Here is a 15,284-nt window from a genome sequence, read left to right on the forward strand (position 1 = left end):
AATTCCTGCTAGCTATAAAAGCGAAAATACTAATTAATACATTGTGAAATGAAAACTACTACTCTTAAAATTTTTCTGTTATTAGGGCTGATGGGAATGTTGTTTTCTTTTGAAATCCCTTCCGGATGGTACAAAACCGGAATTGAGTCCGAAGGATATGATTTTGAACTTCCTGCCGGATGGTATAAAACCGGAACAAAGTCAGAAAGTTATGATATGGGAATCGATAAAGGTTCGGGAATGGATGGCAAAAATGCGGCCACCATCAAATCCGTGGACAAAATAATCGACGGATACGGGACACTTATGCAAAGTTTTCTTCCTGAAAAGTTTTCCGGACAACGCGTTCGCCTGTCGGGTTACATTAAAACCAGCGATGTAGATGGAAAAGCGGGTTTCTGGTTCAAAGTGGAACAGGCAAACACACAAAATTTCATCTCCTTTGACAATATGCGCAACCGGGCTGTTTCCGGAACTACAGACTGGAAAAAATACGAACTTGTTTTAGACGTTCCTTCCCACGCTACAAAAATATCGTATGGCGCCTATTTGAGGGGAACGGGACAAATGTGGTTTGATAATTTAGCTTTTGAAATTGTCGATCCTTCCGTACCGGTAACAGGTAAAAAACCGGAAAAATTAAAAGTGATTAATGAACCAGCCAACCTTGATTTCGAAAACTAAACGAATTGATGGTTTCTCAGAAGAGAATTTATGATGGTTTTAGAACCCTGATAAAACCTTTTGGCTATTGTAAGGTCTCTTGTCAGTTTGTGCTCTATCTTTGTGCCAAAGTCATAACAAATGCCACCTCTTTTCATTTATTTATTGGCGGTTAACGGAATTGCCTTCCTGTTAAATGGGACTGACAAATGGTTTGCCATGCATCAGAAATCCAGAATTTCCGAAAGGTCACTATTGTGCTTTGTATTGGTGGGGGGAACGGTTGGTGCCTTGCTTGGGATGCTGCTTTTTCGGCATAAGACTTCCAAATTTTCTTTTTTATGGAAATTTGTCGGCATACTCCTTCTTCAGATAGTGTTTGTTTTCTACTTTTTAACGGTTGAATAAACCTTTTTATCATTCCACAAGTTTTGAGAAAGTGAGCACTTTTACTGTCTTAATGAGTTGTGCTACGTCAAATGCTAAAATGAAAACACCTTGCGGTTATACAGCTAACGGGAAACCCTAATTGCCCGAAACAACATGGGTTTTCAATATTAAGATTTATACACTAAACAGAAAGAACAAAAGAGAGGAACAAAGGTTTTCTATAACCGCAGGAACTTCAGATTCCGTCAACAGCGATAATCCCCTCTCTTTTTTACTTTTATTTCGAACAGTTTTTAGAAACAGCTATCCTTTTAAGGTGATGAAAAATGAGTAGATTGTTCTTTCGCAAAACTTTTTTCCATGGCTAGAAATAAGAAAATTTTCGGTATTGACATCAGTAAAGACACTTTTGATGTGGTTGATTCCATGGGGAATTACAATCTGTTTTCCAACAATATGATTGGCTTTTTAAAGTTTTTTGAATTGTTGGACTCCCGCTCGCATTGTGTCATGGAGGCCACGGGGTATTATCATTATCCTCTGGCTTGCTTTTTAACAGAGAAACATATTGCGGTTTCAGTGGAGAATCCATTGTCGGTCAAACGCTATGTCCAAATGAAGTTGAGCCGAATCAAAACCGATAAATCGGATGCAAAAATGATTTGTCTGTATGGTCAGGAACGTGAGTTAAGCCTTTGGAAACGGTATTCCAAAAATCAATTGCAATGTCTTCAACTCATCAGTTTGCTGGAAACCTATGCGAAACAATCCACCTCTTTAAAGAATAAACTCGAGGATCAGTTGACTTTAGGAAGCCCCTCCCAGTCAGCGGTAAAATCATTAAAAAGAAGCCTTATGAATTTACAGCAGGAAACGGCAATAATTGAAGCGGAAGCATTGGCATTAGTAGAATCGGAACACCGACAGATGCTGACAAAACTCGAGAGCATTCCCGGTGTGGGCCGAAAAACAGCCTTGACACTTATTGTACTGACCAATGGGTTCAAGCGTTTTAAAAGCAGTTCCCAACTGTGTTCTTTTACGGGACTTACCCCTGTAATAAGGCAATCCGGCAGCAGCATAAAGGGGAAAAACCGGATCAGCAAAATCGGGAACGGCCGACTGAGAAACCTGCTCTTTATGTGCAGTTTTTCGGCCTGTAAAAGTAACAGGGCTTGTAGAGAATTGTATGAGCGGATTGTCAATAAAGGCAAAAGCAAGAAATTAGCTTTAATAGCCGTATGCAATAAACTGTTAAAACAGGCATTTGCCATTGCTAAATCCGGAGTGGCATACAATGAAAATTACGGTAGCACTGTAACGGTAAACCAATAAAAATTCATTTTTTTATTATTTGAAGAACTGCTGTTAGTTGGCAGAAGATTTTTATCCGGTTTATTTAAATTTTTGATAACCATTACTCCTCACCGCCATGAGTATGGTAATTCCGTTTGATGAAATTCAGCGCCGCTTCGACTATATCGCCCATCGAAGCCGCATTTCTGAAATTCTTGTCGAAAGTAGCCTGATAGGTTTCCTGTCTCAGACGCTCGAAATTAATCGTGGGCGAGAGCTCGTTCGCTTTCATCACCCTCAATAATTCATTCAGACGCTCCTCGAAACCGGCTATTCTTCTCACCAAAATGGAACGTTCCTCGTTTTGGTATTGTTCAATGGACGCTTTTTTGAGTTTGTCTTTTACCAATTGCGTGAAACGGAAATTCTCTTTAAAAAGATGAGGCTTGTACAGTTTGAAATTGCCTTCATAACACTGCTGGTCGAAATCGATGGCCCTAATTTTATAAACAATATGGTCGTAATCGTAAATGGGGATGACTACAAAATTATAAGATCGCATATCGCCCAAAAGGCCAATCATACAGCGCTCGTTGAATTTCACAAACTCTTTTGCGATTTGGGCCTTTTCGTTTTCGGTGCATTTATCCAAATGATGTTTCAGAAAAACATCGCCGGGAATACCCACAATATGCTCTTCAATCAGGGTTTCTTTGTGCACCAGAAAATTGATACTGTTCGGAGACATGATGTGCTCCAATTCCAGTCCGAAAATCCGTGAAGCATCGGCGATTTTTACATAAAAATGCGTGTAATTGTCGTTCAGGATATTCCGGATCTTCACCCGGAACGGCTTCGAATTTCCGAACGTACAGAAATCGATGTAATCGATCGTGAGGTTTTTAATGTTGCGTTCGTCACCGTCGGAATGCAATAACGTATAAATTTTCTTCAGACTTAAATCGATTTCCTTCTTTTCGTTCTCATTATAAAAAACCCTTACCCAAAGCGTGTCCTCATTATTGGCGTCAAAGACCACAACACTACCTTGAAAACGCAATAGATCATCATAAAAAATGGTTGTCTTTGCCACCCGTCTGTATTTTTCCAGATAGGCATAAAGCGCCTTGTTTATCGGGTAGTATTGTTTTTTTAATAACGGACCGTCATTGCTCATGGTGTTGTTTTTACATTTAACCGTATTCCAAAATTACTGAATCTGCATCACACAGTCATCCTGTTCGATCATGGAATTTTGCTTCAATATGATTTTAGCCACCTTCCCGTTTTTGGGAGCGCAGATTGTAGTTTCCATCTTCATGGCTTCGATTACGAACAGAGGTTTATCTTTTTCCACTTCTTCATTTTCAGTCACCAGTATTTTAACCAATCGTCCCTGTAACGGGGCGCCTATATCATCGGATCCTGAAACTTTCGCATTGGCCTCTCTGACGGATTTAACCGAATTGTCTTTAATCACGATATTTCGGGTCTGCCCGTTAATCTGGAAATACACTTCCCGGAAACCATCTTCGTTGGGTTCACTCATATAACGGAAATCAATCAGCATGTTTTTTCCCGAATCGAGGTTAACAATGAGCTCTTCGTTGGTTTTGAGTGGATAATAAAAATACGGCGTCGGAAGCTTTTCGATATTTCCGAAATACTTTCTGAATTTGTAAAAATCTTCGAAAACTTTCGGGAACATGATGTATGACAACAAATCCTCCATTGTAAGCTTATCGTCAAATTTCTGATGAAACAGCTGCAATTCCACATCAAAATCGATCGGTTTTAAATGCGCATTGGGTCTTTCGGTATACGGGATTTCATTTTTCAGAATCATATTCTGTAACGCTTTAGGGAATCCTCCATAGGGCTGACCCAAATCGCCACGGAAAAGCTGTTTCACCGAATCGGGAAAAGCGAGCGTATCCCCTTTCTCCATCACATCGGCTGCCGTTAAATTATTCGACGTCATGAACAACGCCATGTCCCCCACCACTTTTGAAGACGGAGTTACTTTTACGATATCCCCGAACAACTCATTCACCACCACATAATTCTGTTTGATGGTTTCAAACTTGTCTTCCAGTCCCAACGATCGGGCCTGCGGTAATAAATTGGAATACTGTCCGCCCGGAATTTCGTGGTCATACACCTCAGCTGTTCCCGCTTTAAGTTCACTTTCAAACGGATAATAGTATTCGCGCACCACTTCAAAATAATTGGAATACTCATTCAGTTTTTTAAGATTAACCGGATTTTCCCTTTCCGTGCCGTGCATAATCGCTACCAACGAATTAAAATTCGGTTGTGAAGTCAGACCGCTCATCGAAGCCAGGGCTACATCAACCACATCAACGCCTGCTTCAATCGCTTTTATTAAAGTAGTTGATTGCACCGAAGATGTATCGTGCGTATGCAGATGAATCGGGATGGAAATATTTTTCTTCAGCTCCTTAATCAGGATTTCAGCCGCATACGGTTTCAGCAATCCGGCCATGTCTTTTATTGCCAGCATATGGGCTCCAGCTGCTTCGAGTTCTTTCGCCAGATCGATGTAATACTGAAGATTGAATTTTTGTCGGTCCGGATTCAGAAAATCGCCGGTATAACAGATGCAGGCCTCGGCAATCGAATTCGTTTTTTCGCGAACCATTTTTATGCTATGGGACATGCCTTCAATCCAATTCAGTGAATCGAAAATCCGGAAAACATCGATTCCGTTTTCGGCACTTTTTATGATGAATTGTTCCAGTACGTTGTCGGGATACGCCGCATAACCCACCGCATTACTGCCACGGAAGAGCATCTGCAGTAAAATATTCGGAAGCGCTTTCCGGATCAAACGCAAACGCTCCCACGGATCTTCATGCAGAAAACGCATGGTTACATCAAAAGTGGCGCCGCCCCAGACTTCCATGGAAAACAGTTGCGGGAAATTCTTGGCAATGCCTTCGGTCACTTTCAGCATATCGTAATTACGCAGTCGGGTGGCAAAAAGCGACTGGTGTGCATCTCGTAAAGTCGTGTCGGTATAAAAAATTTTCTTTTCGTTTTTGATATAATCGATGAAGGCTTCCCTTCCCATTTCGGTAAGCAAGTCCTTGGTTCCTTTTGGAAAATCTTCCCGGTCAACTTCCGGAATAATTGGTGTTCTGAAAACTTTTTCGGGATCATATTTCATTACATCGGGATGTCCGTTTACTTTCAGTTCCGCAAGGTATTTCAGCATTTTGGTACCGCGGTCGTTGAAATACTCCGGATCGGGAATCGTTAACTGCGGATTTTCCTGAATGAAATTCACTGTAGCTTTCCCATCGCGGAAAATATCATTCGTTAATACATTAATCAGGAAAGGCATGTTGGTTTTCACCCCGCGTATCCTGAATTCTTCCAGGGTTCTTCGCAAACGGTCGGAAGCGCCTTTCAGGGTTCGGCCACTCGAGGAAACTTTCACGAGCATCGAATCGAAAAAAGGAGAAACCGTTACCCCGGTATAGCAATTCCCTTCGTCCAAGCGGATTCCATAACCACCGGCATTTCGGTAGGCGATGATGGTTCCGTAATCGGGTTTGAAATCGTGTTCGATATCTTCGGTAGTAATACGGCATTGGATCGCCCAACCCTTGCATTGGATGTCTTCTTGCTTGTGGATAAAAATCTGGCTGTGCGTGAGCGGATGACCAGCCGCGATAATGATTTGCGATCGGACTAGGTCGATGCCGGTAACTTCTTCGGTGATGGTGTGCTCTACCTGTATGCGCGGATTGACTTCTATGAAATAAACATTTTCGTCTTTGTCTACCAGAAACTCCACGGTTCCGGCATTGTTGTAATTGACATGTTTTGCGATTTTTAAAGCATAGTCATACAATTTTTGTTTTGTCTCGACTTTAAGAATGGAAGGTGCGATCTCGATGACTTTCTGGAATCGGCGCTGCACGGAACAGTCCCTTTCGTAGAGATGGACAATGTTTCCGAAATTATCGCCCAGAATCTGCACCTCAACGTGTTTCGGGTTATCGATAAATTTTTCCAAAAACAGGGTGTCGTCTCCAAAGGCTTTTAGGGCTTCGCTTTTGGCGTTATGAAAGGCGTTCTGCATCTCATCGGTATTGCGAACCACGCGCATACCTCTTCCACCACCGCCCGCTGCCGCTTTTAACATTACGGGATAACCGATTATTTCAGCCTCATCCAAGGCATTTTCCAGGCAATTTAAATCATTTTTCGAATCGGTGATGACCGGAACCCCGATATCTGTAGCCACTTTTTTGGCCGCCACTTTATCCCCTAATTGCATCATGGCTTCTTTGCGCGGACCAATAAAAATGATGCCTTCCTCTTCACATCTTCGGACAAAATCGACATTCTCCGATAAAAATCCGTAGCCGGGATGAATAGCATCCACCTGATTGGCTTTGGCTACTTTTATGATTTCTTCGATATCCAGATACGGTTTCAGTGGTTCGGAACCATCGCCTATCTGAAAACTCTGGTCGGCTTTAAACCGATGCAGTGAATACCGATCTTCGTGTGTAAAAACGGCTACCGTATCGATTTTCAATTCCGTGGCCGCCCTAAAAACACGTATTGCAATTTCTCCTCTGTTGGCAACTAGTACCTTTTTAATTGTAAGATTATCAGCCATAATTGTAACACATTTTGAGTTAGTATAAACTGCTTCATTTTCATATTCACTTAAATTTAAACAGTAAAAATGAATAAAACACATATAGTCTGTGAACTGCAAATTTTTCCATTTTAAGTGAAAAAAAAAGGCAATTACAAACGGTTACAAATTATTTCGGATTGATTTTGTTAATCCTGAACGATAAAATTTTTGGGATCCTTTTTATGGAATTCGGGTTGAAGGGTAACATGATTAATACCGAATTTTTCGTAAAGCACTTCTTCAACTTCCTGCACTATCCGATTGAATTCACTCATCGGAATATCATGGGAACAATCGAGATGGGCCTCGAGGTGCAATTCCTCTTCGTTGAGATGCCAGACATGAATATGATGCAGTTTGCTTACACCGGGAATTTTGTGCACTTCGCGAACAATTTCCTTAACATCGATGTGTTCCGGAGTGAAAAGCATCAGCATTTTTACGGATTTTTTAAGGACATCGGCACCCACGACAATCAGGTAAACGGCTATGAACAGGGTCAGCACGCTGTCAATCCAATAAATATGATAGTATTTCATCAGTAAACCGCCCGCTAAAACCGCTACGGAAGCCAGCATATCGGTGAGCAGATGGAGGTATGCCGATTTCATGTTCAGGTTATGATTGGCGTCCTTTTTAAGCAGTAAAACCGAAGCACCATTGGCAACAATTCCGAGCAATGCCAGCCAGATTACAATGCCGGAAGCAATTTCCTGCGGGTGAAAAAACCTGCCTATCGCTTCATAGATAAGGTACAAGGCAACGATGACCAAGGTAAAGGAATTGACAAAAGCGGCAATCAATTCGGCACGTTTGAATCCAAAGGTCTGATTGATGGATGCTTTTTGTCGGGACAATTTATGGGCGACATAACTGAACAAAAGGGAAAGTACGTCGCTGAAGTTGTGCAACGCATCGGAAATCAGCGCAAGACTCCCGGAAAATAGTCCACCAACTACCTGCGCAACCGTAATAATCACATTCAACGCTATGGAATAAACCAGGTTTTTGGCTTCCACGCGGTGTTTGTGAATCCGGTGATCGTGTTGGTGTTCCATTTTTCAGACTTCTTAGATTGTTAGACAATTTAGATTCTTAGACTTTGATAATTTATCCTACTTTCCGATAATCTAAATTGTCTAAGTAGTCTAAGAATCTAAGCAGTCTGATAATCTCTATTGACAAGCAATTTTGTTTACTCTGGTCGCGTGTCTTCCGCCTTCAAAATCGGTAGTTAAAAATGTGTCTACCATTTCTACGGCCTGTTTGATATTGGTATAACGTGCCGGGATACTGATCACGTTGGCATCATTGTGCTGACGGGCCAAAGCGGCAATTTCGTTCATCCAGCACAAAGCCGCGCGAACGCCTTGGTGTTTGTTGGCTGAAATAGCAATTCCGTTTCCGCTTCCGCAGATGATAATACCGAAATTAGCGGTTCCGTTTTCCACGTCGTTGGCTACCGCGTGACCGAAATCAGGGTAATCCACACTGTCAAAAGTATCGGTTCCGTGATTGATAATAGTGTACCCTTTCGCTTCCAGATGTTCAGCGATGGCTTTTTTGTAATCCGGTCCTGCGTGGTCGTTTCCTATTGAAATTTTCATGCTGTATTGTGTTTTGCAGTTATTTTGTACAAAGGTAATTCAAACGATTTTCAAATTCGAATCACCACTCAAATTATTTAAAATTTCCTGAACCGTTTCCACATCATTCGGATGTACTTTCAATTTGATACCGCCCAGCGCCTGCGAATACATCGGTACAATATTCATCATCGTTTCATTCTCAAAGAAATACTGGATTTCTGATTGGTCCAAAAGATGTTTCAGCACAGTAATTTCGTGCGGATACTCGAAAACGGCAACGGTTATAAATTCAGTCATAAAAAATCTTTTCCTAAAGATACAAAAGTTATTTTTAGCATAAATATTACGCTTTAACCTTAAAAATCTTAATAGTTATTCGTAATTTTCAGCATTATTAAGAAATGACACGAGCTATAATCCATCAAAAAACAAATCTTTATAGCGAACTGCATCTGACCAATAAAAAACAATAGAAAAGAACAGATGACCTATGAGTAAGAGACCTAAAAAATTAGGAAAAAAACAACACGATTTTACTGCCCAGATATTTAAAATACTGTCTAAGGATCCGAGTAAATCGTTCAACTACAAACAAATCGCCGCTGCCTTAGAGCTCACCGATACCAAAAGCCGAAATGAAATTATCCGTGATTTAAAACTACTGAAAGCACAGGATAAGATTCACGAAACCGAAATTGGCAAATTCCAGATTATCTCCAAAGCCGAATACTACGAAGGAACAGTCGACATGACCAGTCGAAAAACCGGTTATTTCGTATGTCCCGAACTGGAGCATGACGTGTTTATTCCGGCCATCAACCTGAACCACGCTTTAGACGGCGACAAGGTAAGAGCCTACATTTACAACCGAAGAAGTTCCCGTAAACCCGAAGCGGAAGTGTTGGAAATTCTGGAACGTAAAAAAGAAGAATTCGTTGGGGTTATCGATGTGCAGAAGAATTTCGCTTTCGTAACCACGGCCAACGCCAAAATGTATACCGATATTTTTATTCCGAAGAACAAAATGGGCGAAGCCGAACACGGTGATGTCGTTTTGGTCCGCATGGAAGACTGGCCTAAAAAAGCCGATTCTCCGTTTGGTTCGGTCATCAAAGTATTGGGAAAACCGGGCGAACACGACACCGAAATCCACGCTATTTTAGCCGAATACGGTTTGCCGTACGATTTTCCGCTGGAAGTGGAAGCTTTTGCTAAAAAACTAGACACCTCCATTACCGCCGAAGAAATTGCCAAACGCCGAGACATGCGTGAAACCTTAACGTTCACTATCGACCCTAAAGACGCCAAGGATTTTGACGACGCGCTTTCGTTCAAGGTGTTGGAAAACGGAAATTACGAAATCGGGATTCACATTGCCGATGTATCACACTACCTTCAGGAAGGAACCATTCTGGAAGAAGAAGCCTACAAACGTGCAACCTCGGTTTATTTGGTGGACAGGGTCGTGCCAATGCTGCCGGAAGTTCTGAGTAATTTTGCTTGTTCCCTGCGTCCGCATGAAGAAAAATATACCTTCTCTGCTGTTTTCGAACTGAACAACAAAGCCGAACTGGTGAACCAATGGTTCGGAAGAACGGTAACTTATTCCGATCATCGTTTTGCTTATGAGGAAGCGCAACACATCATTGAAACCAAAGGAAACGATACGATTCCGGAAGAAATTTCCATCACCGGAAAAGAATATAAGGTAGATGCACCTATTGTGGAAGCTACTTTAAAAATGGACGAACTGGCCAAAATCCTGCGCAGAAAACGCATGGCTGCCGGTGCGATTTCATTCGACAAGGTGGAAGTGAAATTCCGTTTGGATGAAAACGATGAACCGGTTGGCGTGTACTTCAAAGTGGCAAAAGATGCCAATCATTTGATTGAAGAATTCATGCTTCTGGCGAACCGAAAAGTTGCGGAGTTCATCGGAAAACAAAAGAAAACATTCGTTTATCGTGTGCACGACGAACCCAACGAAGACAAGCTGATCAACATGCAAACGGTGATTTCTAAATTTGGATATTCCCTTGATTTAAAATCGAAGCAAGGAATTTCTAAATCACTAAACAGCTTGTTGGAAAATGTAAATGGGAAAAAAGAGCAGAATTTAATTGACACTTTAGCCATCCGAAGCATGAGCAAGGCGAGTTATTCGACGGAAAACATCGGGCATTACGGATTGGCATTTGATTACTATTCGCATTTTACCTCGCCCATCCGTCGTTACCCCGATGTAATGGCACACCGTTTGCTACAGCATTATCTCGACGGCGGAAAAAGTGTGAGCGAAGAAGATTACGAAGAAAAATGCGTGCACTCATCACAGATGGAGAGTCTTGCTGCCAATGCTGAACGTGATTCGGTGAAATACATGCAGGTAAAATACATGCAGGACCATAAAGATCAGGAGTTCCTGGGCGTAATTTCCGGTGTGACTGAATGGGGAATCTATGTGGAAATCATTGAAAACAAATGTGAAGGTATGGTACGCATCCGGGAAATAAAAGACGATTATTATACGTTTGATGATAAACAATATGCCTTGGTGGGCGAAGTTTCCAACAATATTTTACAATTAGGAGACGAAGTTTACGTTAAGGTAAAGAATGCCGATTTAGTTAAAAAGCAATTGGATTTTCATTATATCAGAAAACAGGAATAAACAAAAATGTATACGTTATGAATTATAAGTTGGTTGTATTACTTTTAATAGCACAGTTAGGTTTTTCACAGGCAAAAATCACAAAAAATGTGGGTGACTTTACAATAGTAAAAGCCTTCGATAAAATTTCCGTACAGCTTGTACAGGGTACCGAAACCAAAGTGGAACTTTCCGGAGACCGCAGCGATGAAGTGGAACTGGTAAACAAGAACGGCGAGCTGAAAATCAGAATGCCTTTGGACAAATTATTAAAAGGCGAAGAGATAACGGCGATTGTTTATTTTAAAAGAATTGACGCCGTAGAAGCAAGCGAAGGCGCTTATGTTTCGAGTCCGGAAGTTTTCGAAAGCATCGAGTTCAGTATAAATGCTAAAGAAGGTGCCGAAATAAAACTATCCTTAGATGTAAAAAAAGCGACCATAAAAGCAAGTTCCGGAGGAATGGTCCGAGTAACAGGAAAGGCACACAATCAGGACATCGTGGTTTCTTCGGGTGGAATTGTAAAAGCAAGCGCCCTGGAAGGAGAACAAACCGTAGTGGCAGTGAATGCGGGTGGCGAAGCTGATGTTACGGCTACCGAATTGGTGGAAGCCAAAACCAGAGCCGGCGGGACGATCACCATTTACGGAAATCCGCGTCAGATTAATCAGAAAACCGTTGCCGGTGGAACGATTCGCCAACACAATCTGGATAAAAATTCCAAATAACAACTCATAAATCCCAAAACTTACTCTCAAAACAGTCCCATTGGAATTTGGAGTTTAAGATTTGGGATTTAATTTTTCTTACCTTTGCAGGTATAACTGCTTTTAAATGATTGACGATATCCTAACCGGAATTCCTTTAGGGTTCTTTCTCAGTTTCATGATTGGACCCGTTTTTTTTGTACTACTTGAAACCAGTATTACCAAGGGTTTCCGCGCGGCCATGTCCTTTGATTTCGGAGTCGTTGTGGCTGATGTTTTCTTTATTGCCGTGGCCTATTTCAGTAGCTACCGTCTGATACAGAGTATTAAAGACGATCCGGCCCTGTTCATTTTTGGCGGTATTATCATGTTCACTTACGGGCTGATTACCTTCCTAAAACTTCGTAAACAACACAAACTTATCGACCCGGATGAGGAAGTGATTGAAATCCTGAAAAAGAACTATTTAAGCTTATTCGTTAAAGGGTTTTTGCTGAATTTCATCAACATTGGCGTACTCGGATTCTGGTTGGCCATCATCATCACCTTCGGACCGAAATTTGATATGGATTCCTCCCGTATGGCCATTTTCTTCACGGCCGTAATCGGTTCCTATCTGATTACCGACATTGGTAAAGTGCTTTTAGCCAAACAATTGCGAAGCAAATTAACCCCTACCAACATCATAAAAATCAAGAAAGTAAGCAGTATTTTACTGATTGTTTTCGGTACGGTGCTGATGCTTCAGGGTTGGTTTCCGAAAGAAAAGGAATTCGTAAAAGATACGTTGGAGAAAATGGAACAGACGAACTGATTTCATTATTTTAAAAAATATAAAAGCCCTTAAAATCTGAGGGCTTTTTTCATTTTTAAATATGTATCAAATCAAAATTTTATTGTCCTGAATTATAATTTTCCATATACAATTTCCACTCCTCCAACAATTCCGATTCCGTTGTATTCAGCACCGAAAGCAACTCCGTCTTTTTATTCAGCGCCAACAGTTGTATAAGTTTTGCTCTTCCGTACTTGGCATCGATAAAGAGCACAACCGATCCGGAAAGTCCGTATTTCAGTTTGCCCGACCAAAATTCGTCCAAACTCTTCGGAATCTTGTTGTCGAAAATCGCTTTTTTAACCTCCGCAATCCGTGCCGAATCACACTGTCCCGAAGCATACGTGGCTAACCCCTCCACAAACCAGTCCATTCCCTGAACATCACTGAAATCCGGGCTAACGTTTAACTGTCCGTGGTACACATGAACCAACTCGTGCGTAATCAGTTGCTGCGTTTTTTGGGTTTCCGAATAGACGTGTTCACAGGCTTCCTTATCCCATTGCTTTGGAGAAATCACATCCAGTTTGGTTGCCACACCGCTTGCCACCATCCAGCATTCCGATTTAAAATCAGGCATGTTCCAATCTTTTTGCCAGGCACTTTCCAAGGATGTACGGTTCGGATGAATAAAAACTGTAAACTTCTTGTTGAAGGTACTGTTGAAAAAAAACTGTACCGAAGTCATCCCTTTCTCAACAAGTTTTCGGTATTCCTTGATGTTTTTCTTGTCGTTTGAGGTATACTTTAAAGTATATCCCTTCTTATTTTCGGATAACCATTCCTGATCAATCGTTTTCCAGCCAACAAACAGTAATGCAAAAAATAACATCGGAATTAATACATGCTTTGATTTCATATTGAAGATGTTTTAAAGGAAAAGCTGTATGTAAAAAACTAAAATTTTGCTGAAAGGATCCTATTCAAATCTTGAATTTAAAATCATTATTAGCCGAAGTTCTTTATTTTTTGGTTCATCGCATCATTCGGTGTATAAAACTTTAAAACTTTGCTTGGCATCGTATTCAAATATTTTACAACATACGTTTTAACAGTATCCAAATCTCCTGAGTCGTAATAGGAAGCCTTAATATGATATATAAAATCAGTTAATGAACCCATCGTTTTTCGATCGTTGTCTGTTGTATAAATATTCATAATCTGATTGGTTTCCCTGATGTGACTTTCATATTTTGGAGTCAGCATTTTGTTAATCTCAAGTTGTTTGATTAAAAATTCGGTGAAAATAACCTGCAGATTCAGTAAATCTTTTTTCAGAACATCAACTAATACAACACTATATAAGGTTTCTTTATTAACAAAGATTGCGCATTTTCTCCCTGCTATCGGAAATAAATGTGCACTCCATTCATTTTCCGGATCTGAATTTCCGCCAATGAATTTTTCAGATTTTATAATACTTGAAAGCTTGGTTGAACAATAAATATTTATCATGCTTTTTTATGCAAATTAAGTAAATTACCTAAGGTGTTTCACTTTTCGTGGCGTAAAATTATGGATGACTTATAGTTTTAAATCCTTTTAGACCGAAAACATAAAATCCTCGAAGTATTCAAAAATCTCCAGGCTATTCAAAGTTAAAAGAAAACTGTAGTCATCTTTCCCTAATTTCATTTGAAAATTAAACATAGAAAACCTCTGAATATCTTGAAATTTCAAAGGCAACGAGAGAATCGGATAGCAATCAGTAAAACTGTTATATATGAATTTACAAACCTATTTTACACCTGACAGGTTTTCGAAACCTGTCAGGTGTAAAAACCCCCAAGTTTCCTTGAAGGTTTCTGAGGCATCGAGCGGATTCGAACCGCTATAATCTTTACATAATTTTTTCTAAAAATTGAACATAAAAAAAGAGTTACATTTCTGTAACTCTTCTCGAGGCATCGAGCGGATTCGAACCGCTGTAGACGGTTTTGCAGACCGCTTCCTAGCCACTCGGACACGATGCCGTTGTTATGGACGGCAAATATAGCAATAAATTTCAAATTCCAAATCCTAAATTCTAAATTAACTGCGATATTCTTCCATCTGAATGGTAACTGCCTCAACGTCACCACCGATAGGCGGATTCAGTTTGGAAACCGCAACTATAATTCTTGAAACCTGAGGGATTTCCTTAAAAATACGGGCAATAATCCGCTGTGCTACATGCTCTAATAATTTAGAACGGATGTCCATTTCTTCGACTACGATTTTGTTCAGATGCACATAATCCACCGTATCGGCTAAATCATCTGAAAAAGAAGACTTGCGCAAATCGGTTTTAATTTCCAGATCTACGGCATAATCCGAACCGATTTTTCCTTCTTCCACCAAACAACCGTGGTAGGAAAACGTTCTGATGTTTTTTAACTTAATAATTCCCATACTTATTTTTCGACGTCATTTTCAAATCATCCGATTTACAAATTGACGAATTAAACTTATCTTTGCTAAAATTACATAAAAT

The 15,284-nt window shown here is 40.5% G+C and carries 14 protein-coding genes and 1 tRNA gene; 6 read left to right on the forward strand and 9 right to left on the reverse strand.

Features of this window, described 5'->3' with window-relative positions; all coding sequences use genetic code 11:
* The first annotated feature begins 48 nt into the window (after positions 1 to 48).
* The 3 genes from FLJC2902T_RS02415 to FLJC2902T_RS02425 all read left to right on the forward strand — a co-directional run bounded on the left by FLJC2902T_RS02415 (position 49) and on the right by FLJC2902T_RS02425 (position 2,388).
* A complete protein-coding gene (locus FLJC2902T_RS02415; RefSeq protein WP_023578195.1) occupies positions 49 to 684 on the forward strand; it encodes a hypothetical protein in 636 nt (211 codons plus the stop codon).
* 120 nt (positions 685 to 804) lie between these two features.
* The gene (locus FLJC2902T_RS02420) at positions 805 to 1,071 is read left to right on the forward strand and encodes a DUF1294 domain-containing protein (RefSeq protein WP_035676760.1); all 267 of its coding nucleotides are present in this window, start codon (positions 805 to 807) and stop codon (positions 1,069 to 1,071) included.
* Between the two features lie 342 nt (positions 1,072 to 1,413).
* Positions 1,414 to 2,388, forward strand: coding sequence for an IS110 family RNA-guided transposase (locus FLJC2902T_RS02425; protein ID WP_023578198.1), 975 nt, complete (start codon positions 1,414 to 1,416; stop codon positions 2,386 to 2,388).
* A gap of 82 nt (positions 2,389 to 2,470) precedes the next feature.
* Here FLJC2902T_RS02425 and FLJC2902T_RS02430 read toward each other — a convergent pair whose 3' ends face one another.
* The 5 genes from FLJC2902T_RS02430 to FLJC2902T_RS02450 all read right to left on the reverse strand — a co-directional run bounded on the left by FLJC2902T_RS02430 (position 2,471) and on the right by FLJC2902T_RS02450 (position 8,916).
* Positions 2,471 to 3,526, reverse strand: coding sequence for a hypothetical protein (locus FLJC2902T_RS02430; RefSeq protein WP_023578199.1), 1,056 nt, complete (start codon positions 3,524 to 3,526; stop codon positions 2,471 to 2,473).
* 33 nt (positions 3,527 to 3,559) lie between these two features.
* Complete coding sequence (locus FLJC2902T_RS02435; RefSeq protein WP_023578200.1) at positions 3,560 to 7,006, reverse strand: pyruvate carboxylase; 3,447 nt, start codon at positions 7,004 to 7,006, stop codon at positions 3,560 to 3,562.
* Between the two features lie 170 nt (positions 7,007 to 7,176).
* Positions 7,177 to 8,088 (reverse strand): cation diffusion facilitator family transporter, encoded by a 912-nt coding sequence (locus tag FLJC2902T_RS02440; protein ID WP_023578201.1) that lies wholly within the window; start codon positions 8,086 to 8,088, stop codon positions 7,177 to 7,179.
* 117 nt (positions 8,089 to 8,205) lie between these two features.
* Entirely contained in the window at positions 8,206 to 8,637 is a 432-nt protein-coding gene (gene rpiB / locus FLJC2902T_RS02445) for a ribose 5-phosphate isomerase B (RefSeq protein ID WP_023578202.1), read from the reverse strand.
* Positions 8,638 to 8,676: 39 nt separating this feature from the next.
* Positions 8,677 to 8,916: a putative signal transducing protein gene (locus tag FLJC2902T_RS02450; RefSeq protein WP_023578203.1), complete on the reverse strand. Its 240-nt coding sequence runs from the start codon at positions 8,914 to 8,916 to the stop codon at positions 8,677 to 8,679.
* Between the two features lie 193 nt (positions 8,917 to 9,109).
* Here FLJC2902T_RS02450 and rnr point away from each other — a divergent pair, with 193 nt between their 5' ends.
* The 3 genes from rnr (at position 9,110) to FLJC2902T_RS02465 (ending at position 12,790) form a co-directional block, all read left to right on the forward strand.
* Positions 9,110 to 11,290, forward strand: a complete 2,181-nt coding sequence (rnr, locus tag FLJC2902T_RS02455; RefSeq protein ID WP_023578204.1) for a ribonuclease R — start codon at positions 9,110 to 9,112, stop codon at positions 11,288 to 11,290.
* 17 nt (positions 11,291 to 11,307) lie between these two features.
* Positions 11,308 to 11,997, forward strand: coding sequence for a head GIN domain-containing protein (locus FLJC2902T_RS02460; protein ID WP_023578205.1), 690 nt, complete (start codon positions 11,308 to 11,310; stop codon positions 11,995 to 11,997).
* A 106-nt stretch (positions 11,998 to 12,103) separates the two neighbouring features.
* Positions 12,104 to 12,790, forward strand: a complete 687-nt coding sequence (locus FLJC2902T_RS02465; RefSeq protein ID WP_023578206.1) for a LysE family translocator — start codon at positions 12,104 to 12,106, stop codon at positions 12,788 to 12,790.
* 79 nt (positions 12,791 to 12,869) lie between these two features.
* Here the strand turns inward: FLJC2902T_RS02465 and FLJC2902T_RS02470 are convergent, their stop codons facing one another.
* From FLJC2902T_RS02470 to folB, 4 genes are all read right to left on the reverse strand, one after another.
* Complete coding sequence (locus tag FLJC2902T_RS02470; protein ID WP_023578207.1) at positions 12,870 to 13,670, reverse strand: gluzincin family metallopeptidase; 801 nt, start codon at positions 13,668 to 13,670, stop codon at positions 12,870 to 12,872.
* A gap of 89 nt (positions 13,671 to 13,759) precedes the next feature.
* Entirely contained in the window at positions 13,760 to 14,266 is a 507-nt protein-coding gene (locus FLJC2902T_RS02475; protein ID WP_023578208.1) for a DUF6933 domain-containing protein, read from the reverse strand.
* Positions 14,267 to 14,713: 447 nt separating this feature from the next.
* Positions 14,714 to 14,784 (reverse strand) — tRNA-Cys (locus FLJC2902T_RS02480).
* Between the two features lie 58 nt (positions 14,785 to 14,842).
* Positions 14,843 to 15,202: a dihydroneopterin aldolase gene (folB, locus tag FLJC2902T_RS02485; RefSeq protein ID WP_023578209.1), complete on the reverse strand. Its 360-nt coding sequence runs from the start codon at positions 15,200 to 15,202 to the stop codon at positions 14,843 to 14,845.
* Positions 15,203 to 15,284: the final 82 nt, after the last annotated feature.

Origin of the sequence: Flavobacterium limnosediminis JC2902 (assembly GCF_000498535.1) — a bacterium.
Lineage (GTDB): Bacteria > Bacteroidota > Bacteroidia > Flavobacteriales > Flavobacteriaceae > Flavobacterium > Flavobacterium limnosediminis.